The organism is Fibrella rubiginis (assembly GCF_017353185.1).
Lineage (GTDB): Bacteria > Bacteroidota > Bacteroidia > Cytophagales > Spirosomataceae > Fibrella > Fibrella rubiginis.
The window spans coordinates 74,547-91,347 of the sequence record NZ_JAFMYV010000014.1; the positions used below are offsets into that span (position 1 = coordinate 74,547).

Below are 16,801 nucleotides of genomic sequence, written 5' to 3' on the forward strand. Positions count from 1 at the left end.
TTGTGATGAGAGGGCAAGGATAGGTAAGACCGTCAAGGAGCGTGCCAGACCAAGATATGGCTGACAAGACCAAAGAAATAAGCTTACCGCGTTTATTGACGAATGTATGTAGTGAAAGGTAACATTAAATCGTTACTGCCTGAACGGGCTGATTGTTTCGGAACACAACTGTTTTCTTGACTTGATTAAGTTGAATCGTCACCAAGTTAACCTGATCCGTGAATAGTTCTATGAGTATATCTTGCTTTATAAATATGTTTTGCGTTTTGGCCGAATAGGGCATTTCCAGATAAATCCATTGTGCATCGGCCTCCTGCTCGTAGCCAACGTAGGTTATCGGGTTAAGCTTACGGTCGGCGTTGGCTACGGCAAAATGCTTTCGTACATACTGCTCCACAAGTTTATCCTGCTTCTGACTCGTATTAAGGTGGACCGATTTGCCCCCGTTTTCTTTGGTCAGAGCTGTCTCGAAATCATCCGTAAACAGGCGTAGGCTGATCTCAAACGTCTGGCGTTGGGGATCAAACTCCATCTGCGTCAGACTGGTGTGAAAGGGGTGAATAATGGAGGGTGAAAAGGAGAAAAGAAAGAAAGGAAGAACAAACAGTAACCAAAACAGAACGGGCCTGCCGACGCGATACAACGGACTTAACCGTGCTGTCTTCGCTAAATCGATTAGCCATTCAGCCAGGCAGCTGGCATATCTCTTTCCTCCTTTCTTCCATTGCTCCATTCCTCTCCTTATTTAAAGAAAATATCATTCAGGAAGGCAAACGCCATCAGCCCCAGCAACAGCACCATACCCACGCGTTGAGCACCCTCCACAAACTTGTCGGACGGCTTACGACCTGATACCATTTCATAAAGCAACATGGTGGCGTGTCCACCGTCGAGAGCCGGGATTGGCAAAGCGTTCATAAACGCAAGGGCCATCGATAGTAATCCGGCCAAAGACCAGAACCGGGTCCAGTCCCAGACGCCGCCAAACATTTTGGCGATGCCCACGGGGCCACTGATTGCTTTCGAGGCCGACACTTCGCCCTTGAAGATCTTACCAAACCCGCGGATGTTGTCGTAAATCACGCCGAAAGCCCGTTCGGTTCCTTTGCTCAGGGCCTCATCAAACGTGTAGTCGACGTGGGTTTCTTTCAATAACGAGTTTGGAAAGAAGCCAATAGTTCCCTCGCTGGTAACCGTAGGGCGGATCGTCAGCGTTTGATTGCCCCGTTGAATGCTAACCGTTATGGGCTTACCCTTGTTGGCCCGCACTGCCTCCTGCACTTCATGGAAAAACGCGGTGGGTTGTCCGTTCACACTCGTAATGCGGTCCCCGGCTTTCAGGCCCGCTTTTTCGGCAGGTGATCCGGGCTGCACCTCGCCAATGTTAAACGGAAAAATGGGTTGGATGAACTGACCGGCACTTTCTTTACTCGAGAACTTCTCAGCCATGTCGTTGGGCACGTCGACCCGCACACGTTCCAGGCTGCCGCTGGCCGTTGGCCGTTCCACCGTATAGTAGCTGTTGTTGCCCAGCAGCACATCGGGACTCGTTACATCGGCGATATTATCAAACGGCTTACCGTTGATTTCCACAATCCGGTCGCCGGTTTTCAAGCCAATCTGCTTGCCATATTCCAAGGCCACAATACCAAATTTGGCATCGCGTGAAGCAATGTAGGTGCTGCCAAGGCTGTACATCAGCGACACGAAGATGACAATACCCGTGACGATGTTGACAATGATGCCACCCATCATAACCACCAGGCGTTGCCAGGCGGGCTTAGCCCGGAATTCATAAGGCTTCGGTTCCTGAGCCATCGCCTCGGTATCCAGCGACTCGTCGATCATGCCCGATATTTTCACGAACCCCCCCAATGGGATAGCGCCGAGGCCGTATTCGGTTTCGCCTTTGCGGAAGCTGAATACCTTCGGCGGGAAGCCAATGAAATACTGCTCCACCCGCATGCCAAACATCCGGGCGGCTACCAGGTGCCCCAACTCGTGGAGACCTACTAAAATTGACAAAGCCAGCAACAGCTGACCAACCATGATTACTGTTTCCATCTAAAGGTATTTAGATAATAAACACTGGGCTTTAGCCTACCATGCCAACGGGCGAAGACCAAGATCCGGCATTCAACATCCAGTGTCTAACGTCTACTTTACAACAAAAGTACCAATCTTTTCGGTCGCCAACCGACGGGTTTCTCTATCCGTAGCCACGTAATCGTCATACGTAGGCTTGGCTACAAACGTGGCCCGCTGCATGGCATCGTCAATCACATCGGAAATGCCAAGGAAGCTAACGCGGTCATGCAGGAAGGCGTCGACGGCTATTTCGTTGGCCGCGTTCACGATGCACGGCATGTTTCCTCCCTGTTCCAGCGCGTCGTAAGCCAGTTGCAGGTTCCGAAATGTCTTTGGGTCGGGCTGCTCGAAGGTCAGCGAGGGATAGTTAGCGAAGTTAAATCGCGGAAAATCTGATTTGAGCCGGTTGGGGTAGCCGAGGGCAAACTGGATAGGCAATTTCATGTCGGGCAGGCCCATCTGCGCTTTCAGGCTACCATCTTCAAACTGCACCAGCGAATGCACAATGCTCTGCGGATGCACCACCACATCGATCTGATCGGGCCGGAGCGCAAAGAGCCATTTGGCTTCGATTACCTCCAGCCCCTTGTTCATCAGCGTGGCCGAGTCGATGGTAATCTTCGCGCCCATGGTCCAGTTGGGGTGTTTCAGGGCCTGCGCTTTGGTCACGCCCGCCAGAAACGCCCGGTCTTTCCCCCGAAATGGCCCCCCCGACGCGGTCAGGATGATCTTCTCGATGGGGTTATGAAACTCGCCCACCAGGCACTGAAAAATAGCCGAATGTTCGGAATCGACGGGGTAGATGTTCACGCCTTTGGCGGCGGCCATCTGCGTAATCAGCTCGCCCGCCACCACCAGCGTCTCTTTGTTAGCCAGCGCAATGTGCTTGCCCGCTTCAATGGCCTTAATCGTTGGCAGCAGCCCCGCATAGCCCACCATCGCCGTGAGCACCATGTCGATACTGTCCATCTGCACCACCGACGCGATAGAAGCCAGCCCGGCGTAGACTTTGATATCCAGCGGGTCAAGAGCCGCAAACACCTGGTCGTAGCGGGATTCGTCGCAGATAACGACCACGTTGGGCTGTACTAGCCGCGCCTGTTCAATTAGCAAATCGGCGTTTTGGTTGGCCGTCAGCACCTCGATCTGAAACTGATCGGGATGCGCCAGCACCACGTCAATGGCCTGCGTCCCAATGGAACCCGTAGACCCCAAAATGGCAATGCGGCGTTTAGGATTATTTGTCATTTAGTCGTTCACGCAAATACTGAATATGACTATAGTAAGGTGAGTCCAAGGCTGTTCTTAGCGCATCTGATTCGTACTCAACATCGTTCAGCATCAATAGTAATACAGACTTAAGGAGTTGGAGTTCGTGTTTACTGATATTGAAAACAAGTTCGGCATCGACTCCTCTGTAGTCATGCGCCAAGTAATTACGCATTCCTGCTAGCTGTCGCCAAGGGATGACGGGGTAAGTAGCTTTAAGGTCTTTATCAATCTTTTTTGCCTCTTCGCCTATTACCAAGAGTAAACTCCAGGTTGCATTATAATTGAGTTGGTCATTTGCCCAGGCAAAGTCGTCAGCAGTATAATAGTCTTGCGTATAGATGCTTATCTTCTCAATACATTCTAGTATAGTACAGATGTAAGTCAGATTTTTACTACTGTACATAAATCACGTCTTTTTGCATTGCGTACTTGACGAATGGATTCATCATCTTTTCGTTGGCCAGATCTAACTTGCGCCCTAACCGACGACGAAGAATTCGCTGTAACCGCTCCCGCTCGGAAATAGATAAAAAATGGCTGTCTGCAACAGAAAAGACCAGATCGATGTCGCTGCTGGGTGTTTGCTCATTGCGGGCGAAGCTGCCATAAAGTCCGATCTGGCTAATCGCAAACTCGTCACGAAGCCGTTGGTTGAGACTTTTAAGTGTAGTCAGAATAAAGTCCGAATCAATTGCGGTCGTTTCCATTTTGATAAAGGCAAGCTGCGCTTCTATAACTCAAAGCTAACGCATTACAGCCAACAACCCGTCGGCCAGGGCGCGGTCGTTGCTGAGGCGGGGGACTTTGTTTTGGCCGCCCAGTTTACCCTGCGCTTTCATGTACTGCTGGAAAGCGCCGCGTGGCAGGGGGGTCATGACTAGTGGGCGCAGGATGTTACCCTGCATGAGGTCGTCGTAATACACGTTCAGTTTGGCGAGGTGGCTGTTGAGGTCGTGGGCAAAACGGGCGGCATCGGTGGGGGGCTGGGCAAACTCAATCAGCCACTCGTGGTAGGGGAGGCCTTCGGTGGGCGACACCATCGGGGCCACGGTAAATTCGATTACTTCGGTGCCGGGCTGCTGCTGCATGGCGTATTGCAACGCTTTCTCCACTTCTTCGCCAATGACATGTTCGCCAAAGGCCGAGATAAAATGCTTGATGCGACCCGTTACCACAATCCGGTGCGGGTTTCGACTGACAAACTTCACAGTATCGCCCAGGGAGTAACCCCAGAGACCCGCGTTGTTGTTGATGACGACGGCGTAGTTCACGCCCAGTTCCACCTCATCGACGGTGAGGCGAGACGGGTTTTCGGAGAAATACTGCTCGGCAGGGATGAACTCGAAAAAGATGCCGCTGTCTACCAATAAGAGCAGTCCCTTGGCTTCCTGCGAATCCTGGTAGGCAATGAAGCCTTCGGAGGCGGGGTAGGTTTCGATGCTGTCGATGCGCTTGCCGATGCTCTCGAACAGCCGCGCCCGGTAAGGCTCGAAATTCACACCGCCATACACGAATAGCGAAAATTGCGGAAACACGTCTTTGATGGCTTTGCCCGTCCGCGCCTGGATCCGGTCGAAATACATCTGCACCCAGGGTGGAATCCCTGAAATGAGCGACATCGGCTGGTCGATGGTTTCGTCGATGATACGGTCGAGTTTAGTCTCCCAGTCGTCAATCGTGTTGGTCTCGTAGCTCGGTAGCTGGTTCGAGCGCAGATAGGCCGGGACGTGGTGATTCACAATGCCAGAGAGTCGGCCAGTGTAGATGCCCGCTTTCTGTTCCAGTTCGGGACTACCCGACAAAAAGATCAGTTTCTGGTCCAGAAAGGCCGATTTGCCTGTTTCATCGATGTAGCACAGTAGCGCGTCGCGGGCCGAGTTGATATGGTTGGGCAGTGATTCTTTCGTCAGTGGAATGTATTTAGTGCCCGACGTAGTGCCCGACGTTTTGGCAAAATAAGCGGGCTTACCTGGCCAGAGAATGTCGGGTTCGCCATGCACTACGCGCTCCACGTAGGGCTTCAGCAGTTCATAATCCCGGATGGGCACGGCCTGCCGAAAATCGGCCACGGTCTGGATGTCGGCGAAGTGATGATCGCGGCTAAACTGCGTGTTTTTAGCGCGGCTCACCAGGTGGTGCAGCCAGCGTTGTTGCGCCTCGCCGGGCTGTTCGCGCCAGGGCTGCTGCCGTTGCCGCACCCACCGGGCCAGCGGTTTGCTAAAAATCGAACGGATTCCCATATGGGCAAAGGTACACGCCGCGTGCCGTTACCGATAGAGTCAGTATTTACAGGAGGTATCGTATGACTTATTCACCACTACCTACTAACCAACCAAGTACACAATCAAGGTAGTCTCGGTACGTAAGCTTTTGTATATCGAGATGTTCCGCATCACAGATAATAGGTAACTCAGTCATAAAATCAATATAGCGTGAATGAAAAAAATCAGGACCGGGCAGTTTGCGTCGTGAACTCGTTCGCAGAAAGTCACGGACCTGCTGAATAACGGCTTCTACTTGTCCGTCTTTATTTGTTCCGTAAGCTCTAATATCCTGCCCACCCAGATCAGATATAAATCGTTGATAGCGGTATGGTTCAGAATCCATCACAATGTACTTCTTGCGGCTATTATGGCTTTTGCTTGGCGCAAATCGATGGGCACCGATGAAGATGCCTAACTCCAATGGATATTGAAACGGGCTAACCCAGACTGCTCATCTAAGTCAGCTTTCGAGATGTCGTGTACACCGTACTGGCACTCGTTGATGATGCTGATGATCTTGTTGATGCGAATGTCGCCGGTGCTGTCTTCTTCGAGTGCACAACGTGCATTGAAACCGCAGTGCTGTATAGTAAAAACAACAGCCCTGAATAAGGGCTGATAGTGCTTGTCGAATGGGCAGTTGATAAAGACGTTATCTTGGTATTCGGCAGATTCGGTCATTTCTGGTTTAGCTTCTTCACTACCTTCGATACGCTATTTACCCGTTTCAGGTTGGCCTTGGGGGGAATCTTTATCTCGATCTTAGCTGCTATTTTCTGGTCGTTGGTTAGGGAAACGCCTTGTTGTTTGCGAACCTCACCCAGCGTTTTGTCTTTCCTGATTTTGCGGCCATTGGCACCATAGATCTGGATGCCCAGTTCTTTCTCAATGGTGCCTACCTTTTTGTCCGAGCGGGTTCTACGTGCCGTTGCCATAACTGTCTACTTTACTACCTAAAGATAAGATACGTACAGGAAGTTTCAAATGAGATGGCGCAGGTACGTCTTATACCAACCGATGAGATTGGAAGGGGCGGAGGATACAGGCATAGGTACATTATGAAGTAAGCCATTGCAAGGTTTCCCAAAGCGTTTCGGGCGTAAGTGATCCCTGCCACGGAACATCTGGGGCACCAATCTGCACGATCTTCCGTATATCGTTCGGGTAAATCAAAAATTCAACCGAACGATCACCCTGCCGCAGGTTTATCATAATCTCGCCGACAGGTCTCGGCGACGTATGATGGATAGTCTGATTGCTGGACATGGCTCAAAATTGGGGTCAAAATCAGGCTCGAAACCGGTCCTTTTTGTCCAATTTCGGATCTCAAATAGGCAGCTTTTTCGGCCATGTCCAGCACTCAGAAAGATAGTCTGTCCGTGAGCAATGAGCAAAAAAGCAATATCGAGGGTGACAACAATGGTTTGATGGTCGGGGGCTTTAGCTCCGTCTTCGTCCCAATTGTCGGTTAGATTCCGGCATGCAGCAATGTCCGCCAACCTCTGTTGGTTATGCGCCTGCTCGCTACCTACCAAGCTAACCGTTTCCTGCATGTAAGCAAGTAGGTCGAACACAGACGAAAAGATCGTCTTCGAGGGAATAACAGAATTCCGTTACTCTCTCGAAGAAAAAAGTTAATCAATCATCAATAATTTACATGGTGTAGGATCAATTGCGACCAGCATACCTCGACGCATATGAGAAAAGGAAACAACGGCCTGGCCAGCGGAAAGATTTTTCAGCTTACTCCACAGTCCCTCGTCAACACTACCAATGGTTCTCTTTAGACGGGCAACGACATTGGCGTCGCTAATCTTATGGAGAATGTAGTTGTTGAGCAATGCTAACACCTCATCAGGTAAATGCTGTGGTAGCTGTGTGACGAATGTTAAGCCCAACCAACGTTTACGACCTCTTTTGGCTATACGAGCAACTTGATCATACAAAACTGGCATCTGGGCTATACGCTGAGAAGACAGAAACTCATGTGCTTCTTCTATTACTACCATAACCCGTGGAGTGTCATCAGTAACCGTCTTAGTTGCACCGTAGTAATCATTTTGCTTTTCCATTAAGCCTTTGAGCAGTTCCGCAATTACTAAATTGCGAATTTTAGGGCTTTCTGTATCACTCATATCAATGATTGACACTCTTCCGGGTGTAGTTAGCTCACCAAAATCAAATTCTTTAGCAGTAGAATTGTCAAAAATTTTAAGCCTTAGCAACTAGCTTAATAAACCTTGTACTGCCCTCCAACTCGCTACACTGGTAGGTATATCTTCTTGAGTATTAATTATTTTCAAAAACTCCTCATCGTTATTGCGAAGAATCTGAGATCTTAAAAAGTAGGTTGGTTTCCCATCTTCATCATGAAGTTTTTCCTTTCCTACTCTCTTTGCGCATAGACTCACTATATCGTACATTATTTCTAATGTAAGCTTTGGATAGCCTGAGACTAACTCATCCAGTTCGTAAAGTTGCTCCTCCTGATCTTTTGTGACAGGAAAGATTTTAAGCTTACGCAGCACTATTCGGCCAATGTCAACTGCCTTAAGATACCGCTGCTGTTGAGCTTCTGAAAAACTCAAAATCTCCATCACTGCGTATGGTGACAACTGGTCAAATTTTAACGTAAAATTTTGTACACGAGGATGCTTAGGGTTTGATGTCTCTCTACCGACTAGTCTATAAACGTGTGTCTCGTTAACCCCTTCAGGAGATAAACCACGACGCTCCAAAGCATTTATCATGTTGTGCGCTGTTGTAGGCTCATTAATATGAGTGTACTCTCCTTCTGTATCAATGAGAATAGTTGCCAGTTTATTCTTTTGAAATTGATTAACTAAACCAGAGACTGTAGTTGATTTCCCCCCACCAGTGGTACCAAGAACACCTAAATGACGTGGTAGCACCGACTTGCTGTCAGCGGGTACTTTCACTTCCATATCCTCATGACCTATAGCTCGTCCCAAAACAATGTTTCCAGTAAGGTTTAGCACTGTTTTTGATTCTTCAGAACTGAGCGGAAAGACGGGGCTATTTGGTAATGGTCTATAACGGGGAGGTATTAATGCATCGTCGATTAGTTCACCTAAAATTTCGACCCAAACTCGCCCATGATATTTGGGCATAAACATTACTCCATTCGAGGCAGTAGTCACAATCACTGCTGAATCCGCACGGATTCCGTCCGGCTCATAAAGTGGACCTTTTACAACAATGCCTTGGTACACCCGTTTGTCTTCAGTACTATTAATTTTTACCAAAGCTTGAGCAGGTAAATCCTTCAAACGGTGTTTAGGAACGACAACGGCAACCAAGTTATCCTCACTGCCTAACACATCGAACATTGTTACGCCTACTCGTCCGTCGGCGTCCGCAGGCGACTCAAAAGCCCCACCTGCTTTGGCGATTTCATCTTCGAGATGCGAGTCGAAAGAGATTTGTTTACCGTTTTGGTTGTGTTGCGGTATCATTGTAAAAGTATTTGTCAGTTACTGTTCATGTAAAGAAACATTCATGATTATCGGTTGCGAGTTTCGCGCTCACCTAAGAATCGGAACGGTTGCCCAGCGTCCGCGTATGCTTGACGAACACTGGCGAAGAAGGTTTCGGGGTGAAATGTTGAATGGCAGATTTGATCAGCCAAATCGATAAGCATGGGAAAGCCACGGTGCTCTTGGAGAATACCGTCAGCGATTGCGATGAGGGCTGCCGTATGGGCATGATCCCGATGAGCGTAGAAGACATGCGCAGGGGACATGTCGGAACATTTGAATAAGCCAATAACCACTTGATCGCCATACTCTTCAACAAATTGCTTTTGCAACGCCTTGGTCGCGATACTGGCGTGACCGTAATCGATTACTTCTGTTAGTCCGGTTCTAACCGTATCGATTAGTACATATTCTCGAGGCTGAAGCGCATTGCCAATTGTAATCAGATGCCTGCCAGGGCTGCTGGGTACAAAGACAAACCTCTCATATTTGGCGATTTGAGTAAACAGATTTAATGCTTCTTTAACTACTTCGGGCTTGCTAGCCCAAAAGTTGACTAACATCTCATACGGAAAAGGATTTCCGTGCCCAATTCGCCAGAGTGAACCCGCTCGTTCCATTAATATTTTCCGTTCCGCGTAAGCCATAAGACCGCGCTGAGCCATTTCACTGAACCTGCCCATGTCATCGTCAATTCCTTGCCCTGAACGCTTCTTACGAATCTGAAGCATATCCATTAACTCCTCAACCGGGTCGTCTCCTTTGAATTGTAGATCGCGCTGGAATACCCGATGCATGTATGACCCGTAGTTGCCGTTATAATTGACGAGGCAGATTCCGATCTGAGTAATAGTCATCGGCAAAGTGTCGTGCGTGATTCTGGTCCCGTCAACAGCAGTCACTCCACCATTAAAAAGCAAACCGTTATGCGCTTTGCGAATCTGCTCAATGGCAAACTCCTTTACGCCGGTAAATGGAAGTTTATCACAATTAAGTTCAGGTAAAATTCTGTCTCGTATTGTGGATGATATGTCGACCTCTTGCTTGACAGCGTCATATACCCGCTGACCAATCTGTTCGTAAAAGCCGGACTGATCTAAATCAATTTCCCAAGCTCTCATATCTAAAGAAGCCAAGATAGCATTCTCGAACTCTTGTTGCCCGCTTGTGGGAGCGGTGATAAGGTCAGTGAGCTTTTGATTAGATGCGTTCATATTAGTCAAGCTTTTACTACTATTTCCAGCTCAAAGGCAAAAGTTCGACAGCTTTTTTGTAAAATTTTTTGTGCTGTCTTGGTCAATTCATACCCCATTCTTTTGCTAATCCATTGCCGCCCGTGATGTGCTTATCAATGTGTTTGGCGTATGATTGACTGACAAGCTGCGGCAATCCGAATGTTTCAGACAATAATTTACGTATTGGGGCAAGACAGGGCCCCCATTGAGCGCCATCTTCTAAATGAAGCCTTCGTACTACTTCTTTGTGAGGTGCCAATATTTCGGTAGCTAAAGCGTCAACGCGCTGTTCAGCCTGCCAAACTAAGTGTCTGTCGTAAGCAGTAAGGCTACTATTATCAAGATGATGAGCCGAAAATAATGAGGGCAGATCAGTCGTAACAAATTGAATTCGCTCGGAAAGACTGGGTGGTCTTTTTCCATCTAACACCTCTATAATTGATTGGCCGAAGGCACGAATCATCCGCTGACGAGGTATCTGGTGATCAAGCAAGAAATGAGCAACCTCGTGCGCAACAGTATAACGCCGTTCCTCCGGCGGATCAGTTCCATTAACAAAAATTACCCCTCTTCCCTCATAGGCCAAGAGGAAACCGTGTAGTAATCTATCTTCAGCGGAGAATGTAACAGGGTAATTATTTTGAACAATCCACAGTTGAATCCCTCTGATTGTCAGGTTGGAAAGTTGAACAATGATGATTGGCAGATCACTAAACGCTACAACACGATCAATATCAATGGGAAATACTTTGTATGCAAGTAATGGCCCCCAAAAGTTAGATGCCGTTTCTTCAAGCAGTAAAGGAACAAGAGAAACTGTCATTTGTCATCCGATAGTTGGGAAGAGTCCGTAGGCGCTTTCCTCTCACGCGCTGCTGCCACAAAACTGTATAGAGTTAGGGTAGAGCCTTTGCTAACCTGAGAGAAAGACGACTGCATAGCAATACGCTTAAGCAAAGAAGCAAGTTTAGTCGCATCAATGCCCGTGTAACCAGCAATTTGTTGTATACCCTGTTGAAAATTAGAATCACCAAAAGCAAGCCGACGACATAGAGCAAGTTTAAGCAGGCTATCACTGTCGCAAGCTAATTCATCCTGTAAATTATTCACTTTCATGTTATTCTTTACGACGAATGACATCAGCGAGTACGCTATATATGTGTGATTCTGGCTAGCCCGTTTCAACAGGAAGTCTTGGTATTCCGATAAAGTATTCATAAGAAACGCTGCTTCAATTTTTCCTCGAATGTGTACCAACCCTTACGTTCCAAAACTCGTTTGATACGATCTTTGTGCTGTTTCACAAGGGCTTGTTGTTCATCAAAGGGCCGTTCACTTAGCCCTAATAAACCTACGTAATCAGCAGTGTTTCTATCCCCACGGATAATCATTTTGGCTAAATCAGCATCTCGTGGCTCCCAAAATATTTCTTGGAGCTTCTCCTGTATGAGGCTCAACACTTGTTTTTCGTCGCTATTTGTTGCGACTTCCTCTATTATATTCCCGTATAACTCCCAATCTTCGACAAACTTGACAGATTTTTTTTCTTGGTCACCCTTTTTAAGCTTGTTGAGTAGATCTCCTTGAGCGTCCATTGCCAAATAAGCAGCTAGAGTAGCACGTTCAGGATCATACTTGGATGGGTTCTCAATCAAACCAGTTAAAACCTCAAACACTACATCTCGCACCACGTCCTCGTCAACATCTCTGTACTTTTTACGCAGCTTATCTACTGTCACTGGATAGTACTTTTCAAATAGAATAGCTGATGTTGTTGGGTCTGTCTGTTCAGCTGCTAACTGCCTGAGCAGCGTCAACTCTTCGACGGTCGCCTTCATACTATCTCTTCTTAAGGTTTAAGAAAGGTCATGATTGCCTCAGTTTTCATACGCTTGTCCAAGCTATTGTTAGCCGTTGACATGGGGGGGGGCAGATAGCGTTTAGATGCTAAGATGGGACGTTCAATTGTTTGAAGCAATTTGAAACCATTCATCATGGCCGCGTTTTCAAACAGTTGAGTACTGCTAACTAATTTACCATTCGAGTAAGAGTCGGCCAATACAACGGTAGCCTTTTGACCTGGCTTCAAGACTCGGAAATATTCTTTAGAAATATCGTACAAATCCAAGGCGTAACGCGGTAAAGCTTTTTGAATAGAAGGTGTAAATTGTTCTGTTTCGCCTACTCCTTTAAGTAATTGATATAGAAGTTTATTGTCTGGAGTTGAATCAGGTTTTTTATCTAAACCTACACTCGCGCTTCGTAGGCCTCGTAACTCTTTCAATGTGTAGCCTAACCAAACTAATGATATCCGATGTCCTCGAAAGTAATCTACAGCCGTTAGATACGGAGGCGATGTTAAAATATAGTCAACTGTTTCGTCTCTCAAATGTTCTATATCTTTAGCATCACCTAATCGAATATCTGATAAATTATTGCCTGGGCAGGTTTTAAGTATTTTACATACCTGTTGAAATGAACGTTCAAAACCAGCGAACACGTTAAAATCATTGACGTTATTCACTTTATGAGGACGACTATGTGAAATGTCTCTCCCTAGAGATGCCCCCCTGTTCTTAGTAATAATAATCCGGCTGAGTGCTACCCTTAGTACGTCACCAATCTCATTTTCGTACTGAGCTAATAAATAACTTAATTTTCTGAGCTGCATCTCTTGCTCTTCGGCAAACCAGAATTTGATGAAAGCCAGCGTCTCTGTGTCTGTGTCAATCCAAGGCAAGCCCGGAATGTCTACTTGAACAGCACAGTCGAGTACTTTATATCCTGTTTTTATAACTTCAGTCAGGTCAACCTTTCTGTTCCAAACGGTTGCTATCAGTAAAGCCATCGGATCTACGTCGAAGCCAATACCCCTGCATCCTAACGAACCCGCAACCTTCATGGTAGTCCCAGAACCAACCATAGGATCCAAGACGAGGGAGTTTTTAGGAATACGCTCTAGATGCTGAAAAGCAATTTCAGGGGCCATCCGAGCCGGAAAAGGGTGTATAGTTCTTATACCGAATTGCATAAAGACAGTTGCGATTTTTTGTAAATTATAGACACGATCTATTAAAAGTACTATAAAATCTGTATAACAAAAACATTACTCTATCCCACACCTGTCCTTGCTCTACGCGCCCATTCGTTTACAACAACTGCCCGTATGGCAATCCTCTTGCTGCCGCATCCGTACTCACCGCGCCAGCGGTTTATTGAATATCGAACGAATTCCCATTCGGCAAATGTAGAGACGTGAGCCCTTGCATCTCAATCCATACAAACCTTTGTGCCTCTTGTGCGCACAATCACGTTAGTATCAAAACAGGTTAATAAGCACTGTGGGGTATGGTTGCTTCCTAGGCTGAGATGCAAAGGATTGCCGTACCGATAGATCGGTCTCTACGTTTTGTCCAAAATGCCCCGGTTCTGTTGATTGGCCTGTCGTAGGCTAAAAACCTTGCACACAAGCGGTTTAGGGCATAAGTGGTCCTGATAACCTTTTTGAAGCGGTTGTATTTTCGCGGTTTTATTCCTACTTTTGCGGCCTAAATAAGTACACAATTTCTTAGCTCGTCATATAAAATGATTACGGAAACGGCAGTCAATACAGGTAAAATCACCCAGGTGATTGGACCAGTGGTGGACGTGAGTTTCGAGGCCGAAGGCTCTCGCATCCCGGCCATTCTCGATGCCCTGCAAGTAACCCGCGCCAATGGCCAGGTTGTTATTATGGAGTGCCAGCAGCACCTTGGCGAAGACCGCGTTCGCGCCATCGCCATGGATTCTACTGAAGGCCTGCAACGGGGCATGGACGTCGTTGACCTCGGCGGCCCCATCACCATGCCCATCGGCGACGGTATTAAAGGCCGTCTGTTCAATGTGGTGGGTGAGGCTATCGATGGCCTGGGTGCCCTGCCCAACGCCAGCCGTTCGTCTATTCACCGGGCTGCCCCCCGTTTTGAAGACCTCGCTACCTCAACGGAAGTACTCTACACGGGTATCAAGGTAATTGACCTGCTGGCTCCTTACGTAAAAGGAGGTAAGATTGGTCTCTTTGGTGGTGCTGGTGTAGGTAAAACTGTATTGATTCAGGAACTCATCAACAACATCGCTAAGGCCTACGAAGGGCTGTCGGTGTTTGCCGGAGTGGGCGAGCGTACCCGCGAAGGCAATGACCTGATGCGCGAAATGATCGAAGCCGGTATCATCAAATACGGCGACGACTTCAAGCACAGCATGGAAGAAGGCGGCTGGGATCTGAGCAAAGTAGACTTTGAAGAGCTAAAGAAATCGCAGGCTACGTTTGTGTTCGGTCAGATGAACGAGCCGCCCGGAGCACGTGCCCGTGTAGCCCTGTCGGGGCTGACGATTGCCGAATATTTCCGCGACGGTGGTGATGATGCCGAAGGTCAGGGTCGCGATATCCTGTTCTTTATTGACAACATTTTCCGGTTCACCCAGGCCGGTTCTGAAGTGTCCGCCCTGTTGGGCCGGATGCCATCGGCGGTAGGTTACCAGCCCACGCTGGCTACCGAAATGGGTGCCATGCAGGAGCGTATCACGTCAACCAAACGCGGGTCAATTACCTCGGTACAAGCCGTTTACGTACCTGCCGATGACTTGACTGACCCCGCCCCTGCCACAACGTTTGCTCACCTTGATGCCACAACAGTATTGAGCCGGAAAGTGGCTGAGTTAGGTATCTACCCCGCCGTTGACCCGCTCGACTCTACCTCGCGTATCCTGAGCGCTGAAGTGCTTGGCGAGAAGCACTATGGCACGGCCCAGCGCGTGAAAGAGATTCTGCAACGTTACAAAGAACTGCAGGATATCATTGCCATTTTGGGTCTGGAAGAACTCTCGGAAGATGACAAACTGGTAGTAAGCCGTGCCCGCCGGGTGCAGCGTTTCCTGTCGCAGCCGTTCTTCGTGGCCGAGCAGTTTACTGGTTTGAAGGGGGTACTGGTTGACATTGAAGACACGATTAAAGGCTTCAACGAGATCATCGACGGCAAGTATGACCACCTGCCCGAAGCTGCCTTCAACCTCGTTGGCACTATTGACGATGCCGTCGTGAAGGGCGAACGTCTGATTAAAGAAGCAGGACAGTAAACGGATTTCGGATTTGGGATTGCGGATTTCGGATTGGCTGACGCGAGCCTACTCCGGCGTCGGCCAATCCGAAATCCGCAATCCCAAATCCAAAATCGTAATGCAACTCGACATCATTACCCCAGATCGGAAAGTGTTCTCTGGCGAGGCTTCGTCGGTGACGTTTCCGGGTTCAGAAGGGCAATTTCAGGTGCTCAATGACCATGCTCCGCTGGTGAGTACGCTGGCTCGCGGGCCGGTAACTGTTGTTACAGCAACGGGTCAGCAAATGTTTACCGTGGATGGAGGCGTGGTGGAAGTGCTCCGCAACAAGGTGCTGGTTTTGGCCGAAGCTGTTTTGGCAGCTTAGCAGACCAATAGATTTTTGCAAAAGGCAGGCTCAGCGATGGGTCTGCCTTTTTTGTTATAAGCTGACACTAAACCTACAATGCCTGGGCGGACCCGTTAAAGTCTTACGGGTTTTTCGTGTGTCGTACCTTTGCTACATGAATTACACCGAACTGCAACTCACGCTTGATCCTGACTTTGCGGATATCCTCACCGCCGAGCTGGCGGAGCTTGGTTTTGAATCGTTTACCGAAACCGACGAAGGTATCAACGCCTATATTCCAGAACCCGATTTTGACGCGGAAGCCGTGGCCGAGGTGGTGGCTCGATATTCCGGGCAAACGGCAATAGGGTATGTCGTCAATTCGTTAGAAAAGACGAACTGGAACGCCGAGTGGGAACAGAATTATCAACCTATTGAGGTAGTTACGGAAGGCGGTATGTCAGCACGGGTGCGTGCTTCGTTTCACGCACCCGACGGAGCATTTACCTATGATCTGGTAATTAATCCGAAGATGTCGTTTGGGACGGGGCACCACGAAACGACCCACATGATGATGCAGCACCAACTGGGACTGGACCATGTAGGAAAAGCCATTCTCGACGTGGGCAGTGGCACCGGGATCCTGGCTATTTTGGGGTTGAAACTAGGTGCTGCCAACGCGCTGGCGTTTGATATTGAGGAGTGGGCCGTGGAAAACGCAATTGAAAACGCCTCCCTGAATGACTGCCAGCAGATGCGTGTTTTTCAGGGTACCATCGCAGGCGTCGACGCTGCCGAACAGTTTGATATTATCCTGGCGAACATTAACCGGAACGTACTGCTGGCCGAAATTCCAACGTATGTGCGTCATCTGAAACCGGGTGGACAACTGCTGGTGAGTGGCTTCTATGAGACCGATTCGCCTGATATTCAGCAAACAGCCGGGGCGGTGGGATTAACAAAAGTAGGCTACCTGACGCGCAACCAATGGGCGTCGGTGGTGTATCAGAAATAGATGAA

General features: G+C 48.4%; 19 protein-coding genes. 3 read left to right on the top strand and 16 right to left on the bottom strand.

Features of this window, described 5'->3' with window-relative positions:
* Positions 1-124: 124 nt before the first annotated feature.
* The 16 genes from J2I47_RS22905 to J2I47_RS22980 all read right to left on the bottom strand — a co-directional run bounded on the left by J2I47_RS22905 (position 125) and on the right by J2I47_RS22980 (position 13,345).
* A complete protein-coding gene (locus J2I47_RS22905) occupies positions 125-733 on the bottom strand; it encodes a DUF6702 family protein (protein ID WP_229374892.1) in 609 nt (202 codons plus the stop codon).
* A gap of 8 nt (positions 734-741) precedes the next feature.
* Entirely contained in the window at positions 742-2,064 is a 1,323-nt protein-coding gene (rseP, locus tag J2I47_RS22910) for an RIP metalloprotease RseP (protein ID WP_207366944.1), read from the bottom strand.
* A 93-nt stretch (positions 2,065-2,157) separates the two neighbouring features.
* Entirely contained in the window at positions 2,158-3,336 is a 1,179-nt protein-coding gene (locus J2I47_RS22915; RefSeq protein WP_207366945.1) for a 1-deoxy-D-xylulose-5-phosphate reductoisomerase, read from the bottom strand.
* Positions 3,326-3,763 carry a HepT-like ribonuclease domain-containing protein gene (locus J2I47_RS22920; protein WP_207366946.1) on the bottom strand — a complete coding sequence of 146 codons (438 nt, stop codon included), beginning with the start codon at positions 3,761-3,763 and terminating at the stop codon, positions 3,326-3,328. Before J2I47_RS22920 ends, J2I47_RS22915 begins: the two co-directional genes overlap by 11 nt.
* Positions 3,753-4,067, bottom strand: a complete 315-nt coding sequence (locus J2I47_RS22925; RefSeq protein WP_207366947.1) for a nucleotidyltransferase family protein — start codon at positions 4,065-4,067, stop codon at positions 3,753-3,755. The genes J2I47_RS22920 and J2I47_RS22925 overlap by 11 nt, the downstream gene beginning before the upstream one ends.
* A gap of 36 nt (positions 4,068-4,103) precedes the next feature.
* Positions 4,104-5,600: a GH3 auxin-responsive promoter family protein gene (locus tag J2I47_RS22930; protein WP_207366948.1), complete on the bottom strand. Its 1,497-nt coding sequence runs from the start codon at positions 5,598-5,600 to the stop codon at positions 4,104-4,106.
* Between the two features lie 67 nt (positions 5,601-5,667).
* The gene (locus tag J2I47_RS22935; RefSeq protein ID WP_207366949.1) at positions 5,668-6,045 is read right to left on the bottom strand and encodes a hypothetical protein; all 378 of its coding nucleotides are present in this window, start codon (positions 6,043-6,045) and stop codon (positions 5,668-5,670) included.
* On the bottom strand, positions 6,036-6,305 hold the full coding sequence (locus J2I47_RS22940; RefSeq protein WP_207366950.1) for a hypothetical protein: 270 nt from the start codon (positions 6,303-6,305) through the stop codon (positions 6,036-6,038). The genes J2I47_RS22935 and J2I47_RS22940 overlap by 10 nt, the downstream gene beginning before the upstream one ends.
* Positions 6,302-6,559: a hypothetical protein gene (locus J2I47_RS22945; RefSeq protein ID WP_207366951.1), complete on the bottom strand. Its 258-nt coding sequence runs from the start codon at positions 6,557-6,559 to the stop codon at positions 6,302-6,304. The genes J2I47_RS22940 and J2I47_RS22945 overlap by 4 nt, the downstream gene beginning before the upstream one ends.
* A gap of 699 nt (positions 6,560-7,258) precedes the next feature.
* Entirely contained in the window at positions 7,259-7,849 is a 591-nt protein-coding gene (locus J2I47_RS22950; protein WP_207366952.1) for an ATP-binding protein, read from the bottom strand.
* Positions 7,850-9,100, bottom strand: a complete 1,251-nt coding sequence (locus J2I47_RS22955) for a helicase HerA domain-containing protein (protein ID WP_207366953.1) — start codon at positions 9,098-9,100, stop codon at positions 7,850-7,852.
* A gap of 47 nt (positions 9,101-9,147) precedes the next feature.
* The gene (locus J2I47_RS22960) at positions 9,148-10,335 is read right to left on the bottom strand and encodes a hypothetical protein (RefSeq protein WP_207366954.1); all 1,188 of its coding nucleotides are present in this window, start codon (positions 10,333-10,335) and stop codon (positions 9,148-9,150) included.
* An 82-nt stretch (positions 10,336-10,417) separates the two neighbouring features.
* Entirely contained in the window at positions 10,418-11,179 is a 762-nt protein-coding gene (locus J2I47_RS22965; RefSeq protein WP_207366955.1) for an ImmA/IrrE family metallo-endopeptidase, read from the bottom strand.
* On the bottom strand, positions 11,176-11,472 hold the full coding sequence (locus tag J2I47_RS22970; protein ID WP_207366956.1) for a hypothetical protein: 297 nt from the start codon (positions 11,470-11,472) through the stop codon (positions 11,176-11,178). The genes J2I47_RS22965 and J2I47_RS22970 overlap by 4 nt, the downstream gene beginning before the upstream one ends.
* Positions 11,473-11,570: 98 nt before the next feature.
* Positions 11,571-12,194 carry a hypothetical protein gene (locus tag J2I47_RS22975; protein WP_207366957.1) on the bottom strand — a complete coding sequence of 208 codons (624 nt, stop codon included), beginning with the start codon at positions 12,192-12,194 and terminating at the stop codon, positions 11,571-11,573.
* Positions 12,195-12,205: 11 nt separating this feature from the next.
* A complete protein-coding gene (locus J2I47_RS22980; protein WP_207366958.1) occupies positions 12,206-13,345 on the bottom strand; it encodes a class I SAM-dependent methyltransferase in 1,140 nt (379 codons plus the stop codon).
* A gap of 596 nt (positions 13,346-13,941) precedes the next feature.
* Between J2I47_RS22980 and atpD the strand changes: the two genes are divergently transcribed.
* The 3 genes from atpD (at position 13,942) to prmA (ending at position 16,796) form a co-directional block, all read left to right on the top strand.
* Positions 13,942-15,471: a F0F1 ATP synthase subunit beta gene (gene atpD, locus J2I47_RS22985; protein WP_207366959.1), complete on the top strand. Its 1,530-nt coding sequence runs from the start codon at positions 13,942-13,944 to the stop codon at positions 15,469-15,471.
* 100 nt (positions 15,472-15,571) lie between these two features.
* Positions 15,572-15,820, top strand: a complete 249-nt coding sequence (gene atpC / locus J2I47_RS22990) for an ATP synthase F1 subunit epsilon (RefSeq protein WP_207366960.1) — start codon at positions 15,572-15,574, stop codon at positions 15,818-15,820.
* Between the two features lie 136 nt (positions 15,821-15,956).
* Positions 15,957-16,796, top strand: coding sequence for a 50S ribosomal protein L11 methyltransferase (gene prmA, locus J2I47_RS22995; protein WP_207366961.1), 840 nt, complete (start codon positions 15,957-15,959; stop codon positions 16,794-16,796).
* The last annotated feature ends 5 nt before the right edge of the window (positions 16,797-16,801 follow it).

Coding starts and splice junctions, on each gene's coding strand:
- J2I47_RS22905 (WP_229374892.1), bottom strand. CDS start 733: ATGGAGCAATGGAAGAAAGGAGGAAAGAGATATGCCAGCTGCCTGGCT.
- rseP (WP_207366944.1), bottom strand. CDS start 2,064: ATGGAAACAGTAATCATGGTTGGTCAGCTGTTGCTGGCTTTGTCAATT.
- J2I47_RS22915 (WP_207366945.1), bottom strand. CDS start 3,336: ATGACAAATAATCCTAAACGCCGCATTGCCATTTTGGGGTCTACGGGT.
- J2I47_RS22920 (WP_207366946.1), bottom strand. CDS start 3,763: ATGTACAGTAGTAAAAATCTGACTTACATCTGTACTATACTAGAATGT.
- J2I47_RS22925 (WP_207366947.1), bottom strand. CDS start 4,067: ATGGAAACGACCGCAATTGATTCGGACTTTATTCTGACTACACTTAAA.
- J2I47_RS22930 (WP_207366948.1), bottom strand. CDS start 5,600: ATGGGAATCCGTTCGATTTTTAGCAAACCGCTGGCCCGGTGGGTGCGG.
- J2I47_RS22940 (WP_207366950.1), bottom strand. CDS start 6,305: ATGACCGAATCTGCCGAATACCAAGATAACGTCTTTATCAACTGCCCA.
- J2I47_RS22945 (WP_207366951.1), bottom strand. CDS start 6,559: ATGGCAACGGCACGTAGAACCCGCTCGGACAAAAAGGTAGGCACCATT.
- J2I47_RS22955 (WP_207366953.1), bottom strand. CDS start 9,100: ATGATACCGCAACACAACCAAAACGGTAAACAAATCTCTTTCGACTCG.
- J2I47_RS22960 (WP_207366954.1), bottom strand. CDS start 10,335: ATGAACGCATCTAATCAAAAGCTCACTGACCTTATCACCGCTCCCACA.
- J2I47_RS22965 (WP_207366955.1), bottom strand. CDS start 11,179: ATGACAGTTTCTCTTGTTCCTTTACTGCTTGAAGAAACGGCATCTAAC.
- J2I47_RS22970 (WP_207366956.1), bottom strand. CDS start 11,472: ATGAAAGTGAATAATTTACAGGATGAATTAGCTTGCGACAGTGATAGC.
- J2I47_RS22975 (WP_207366957.1), bottom strand. CDS start 12,194: ATGAAGGCGACCGTCGAAGAGTTGACGCTGCTCAGGCAGTTAGCAGCT.
- J2I47_RS22980 (WP_207366958.1), bottom strand. CDS start 13,345: ATGGCCCCTGAAATTGCTTTTCAGCATCTAGAGCGTATTCCTAAAAAC.
- atpD (WP_207366959.1), top strand. CDS start 13,942: ATGATTACGGAAACGGCAGTCAATACAGGTAAAATCACCCAGGTGATT.
- atpC (WP_207366960.1), top strand. CDS start 15,572: ATGCAACTCGACATCATTACCCCAGATCGGAAAGTGTTCTCTGGCGAG.
- prmA (WP_207366961.1), top strand. CDS start 15,957: ATGAATTACACCGAACTGCAACTCACGCTTGATCCTGACTTTGCGGAT.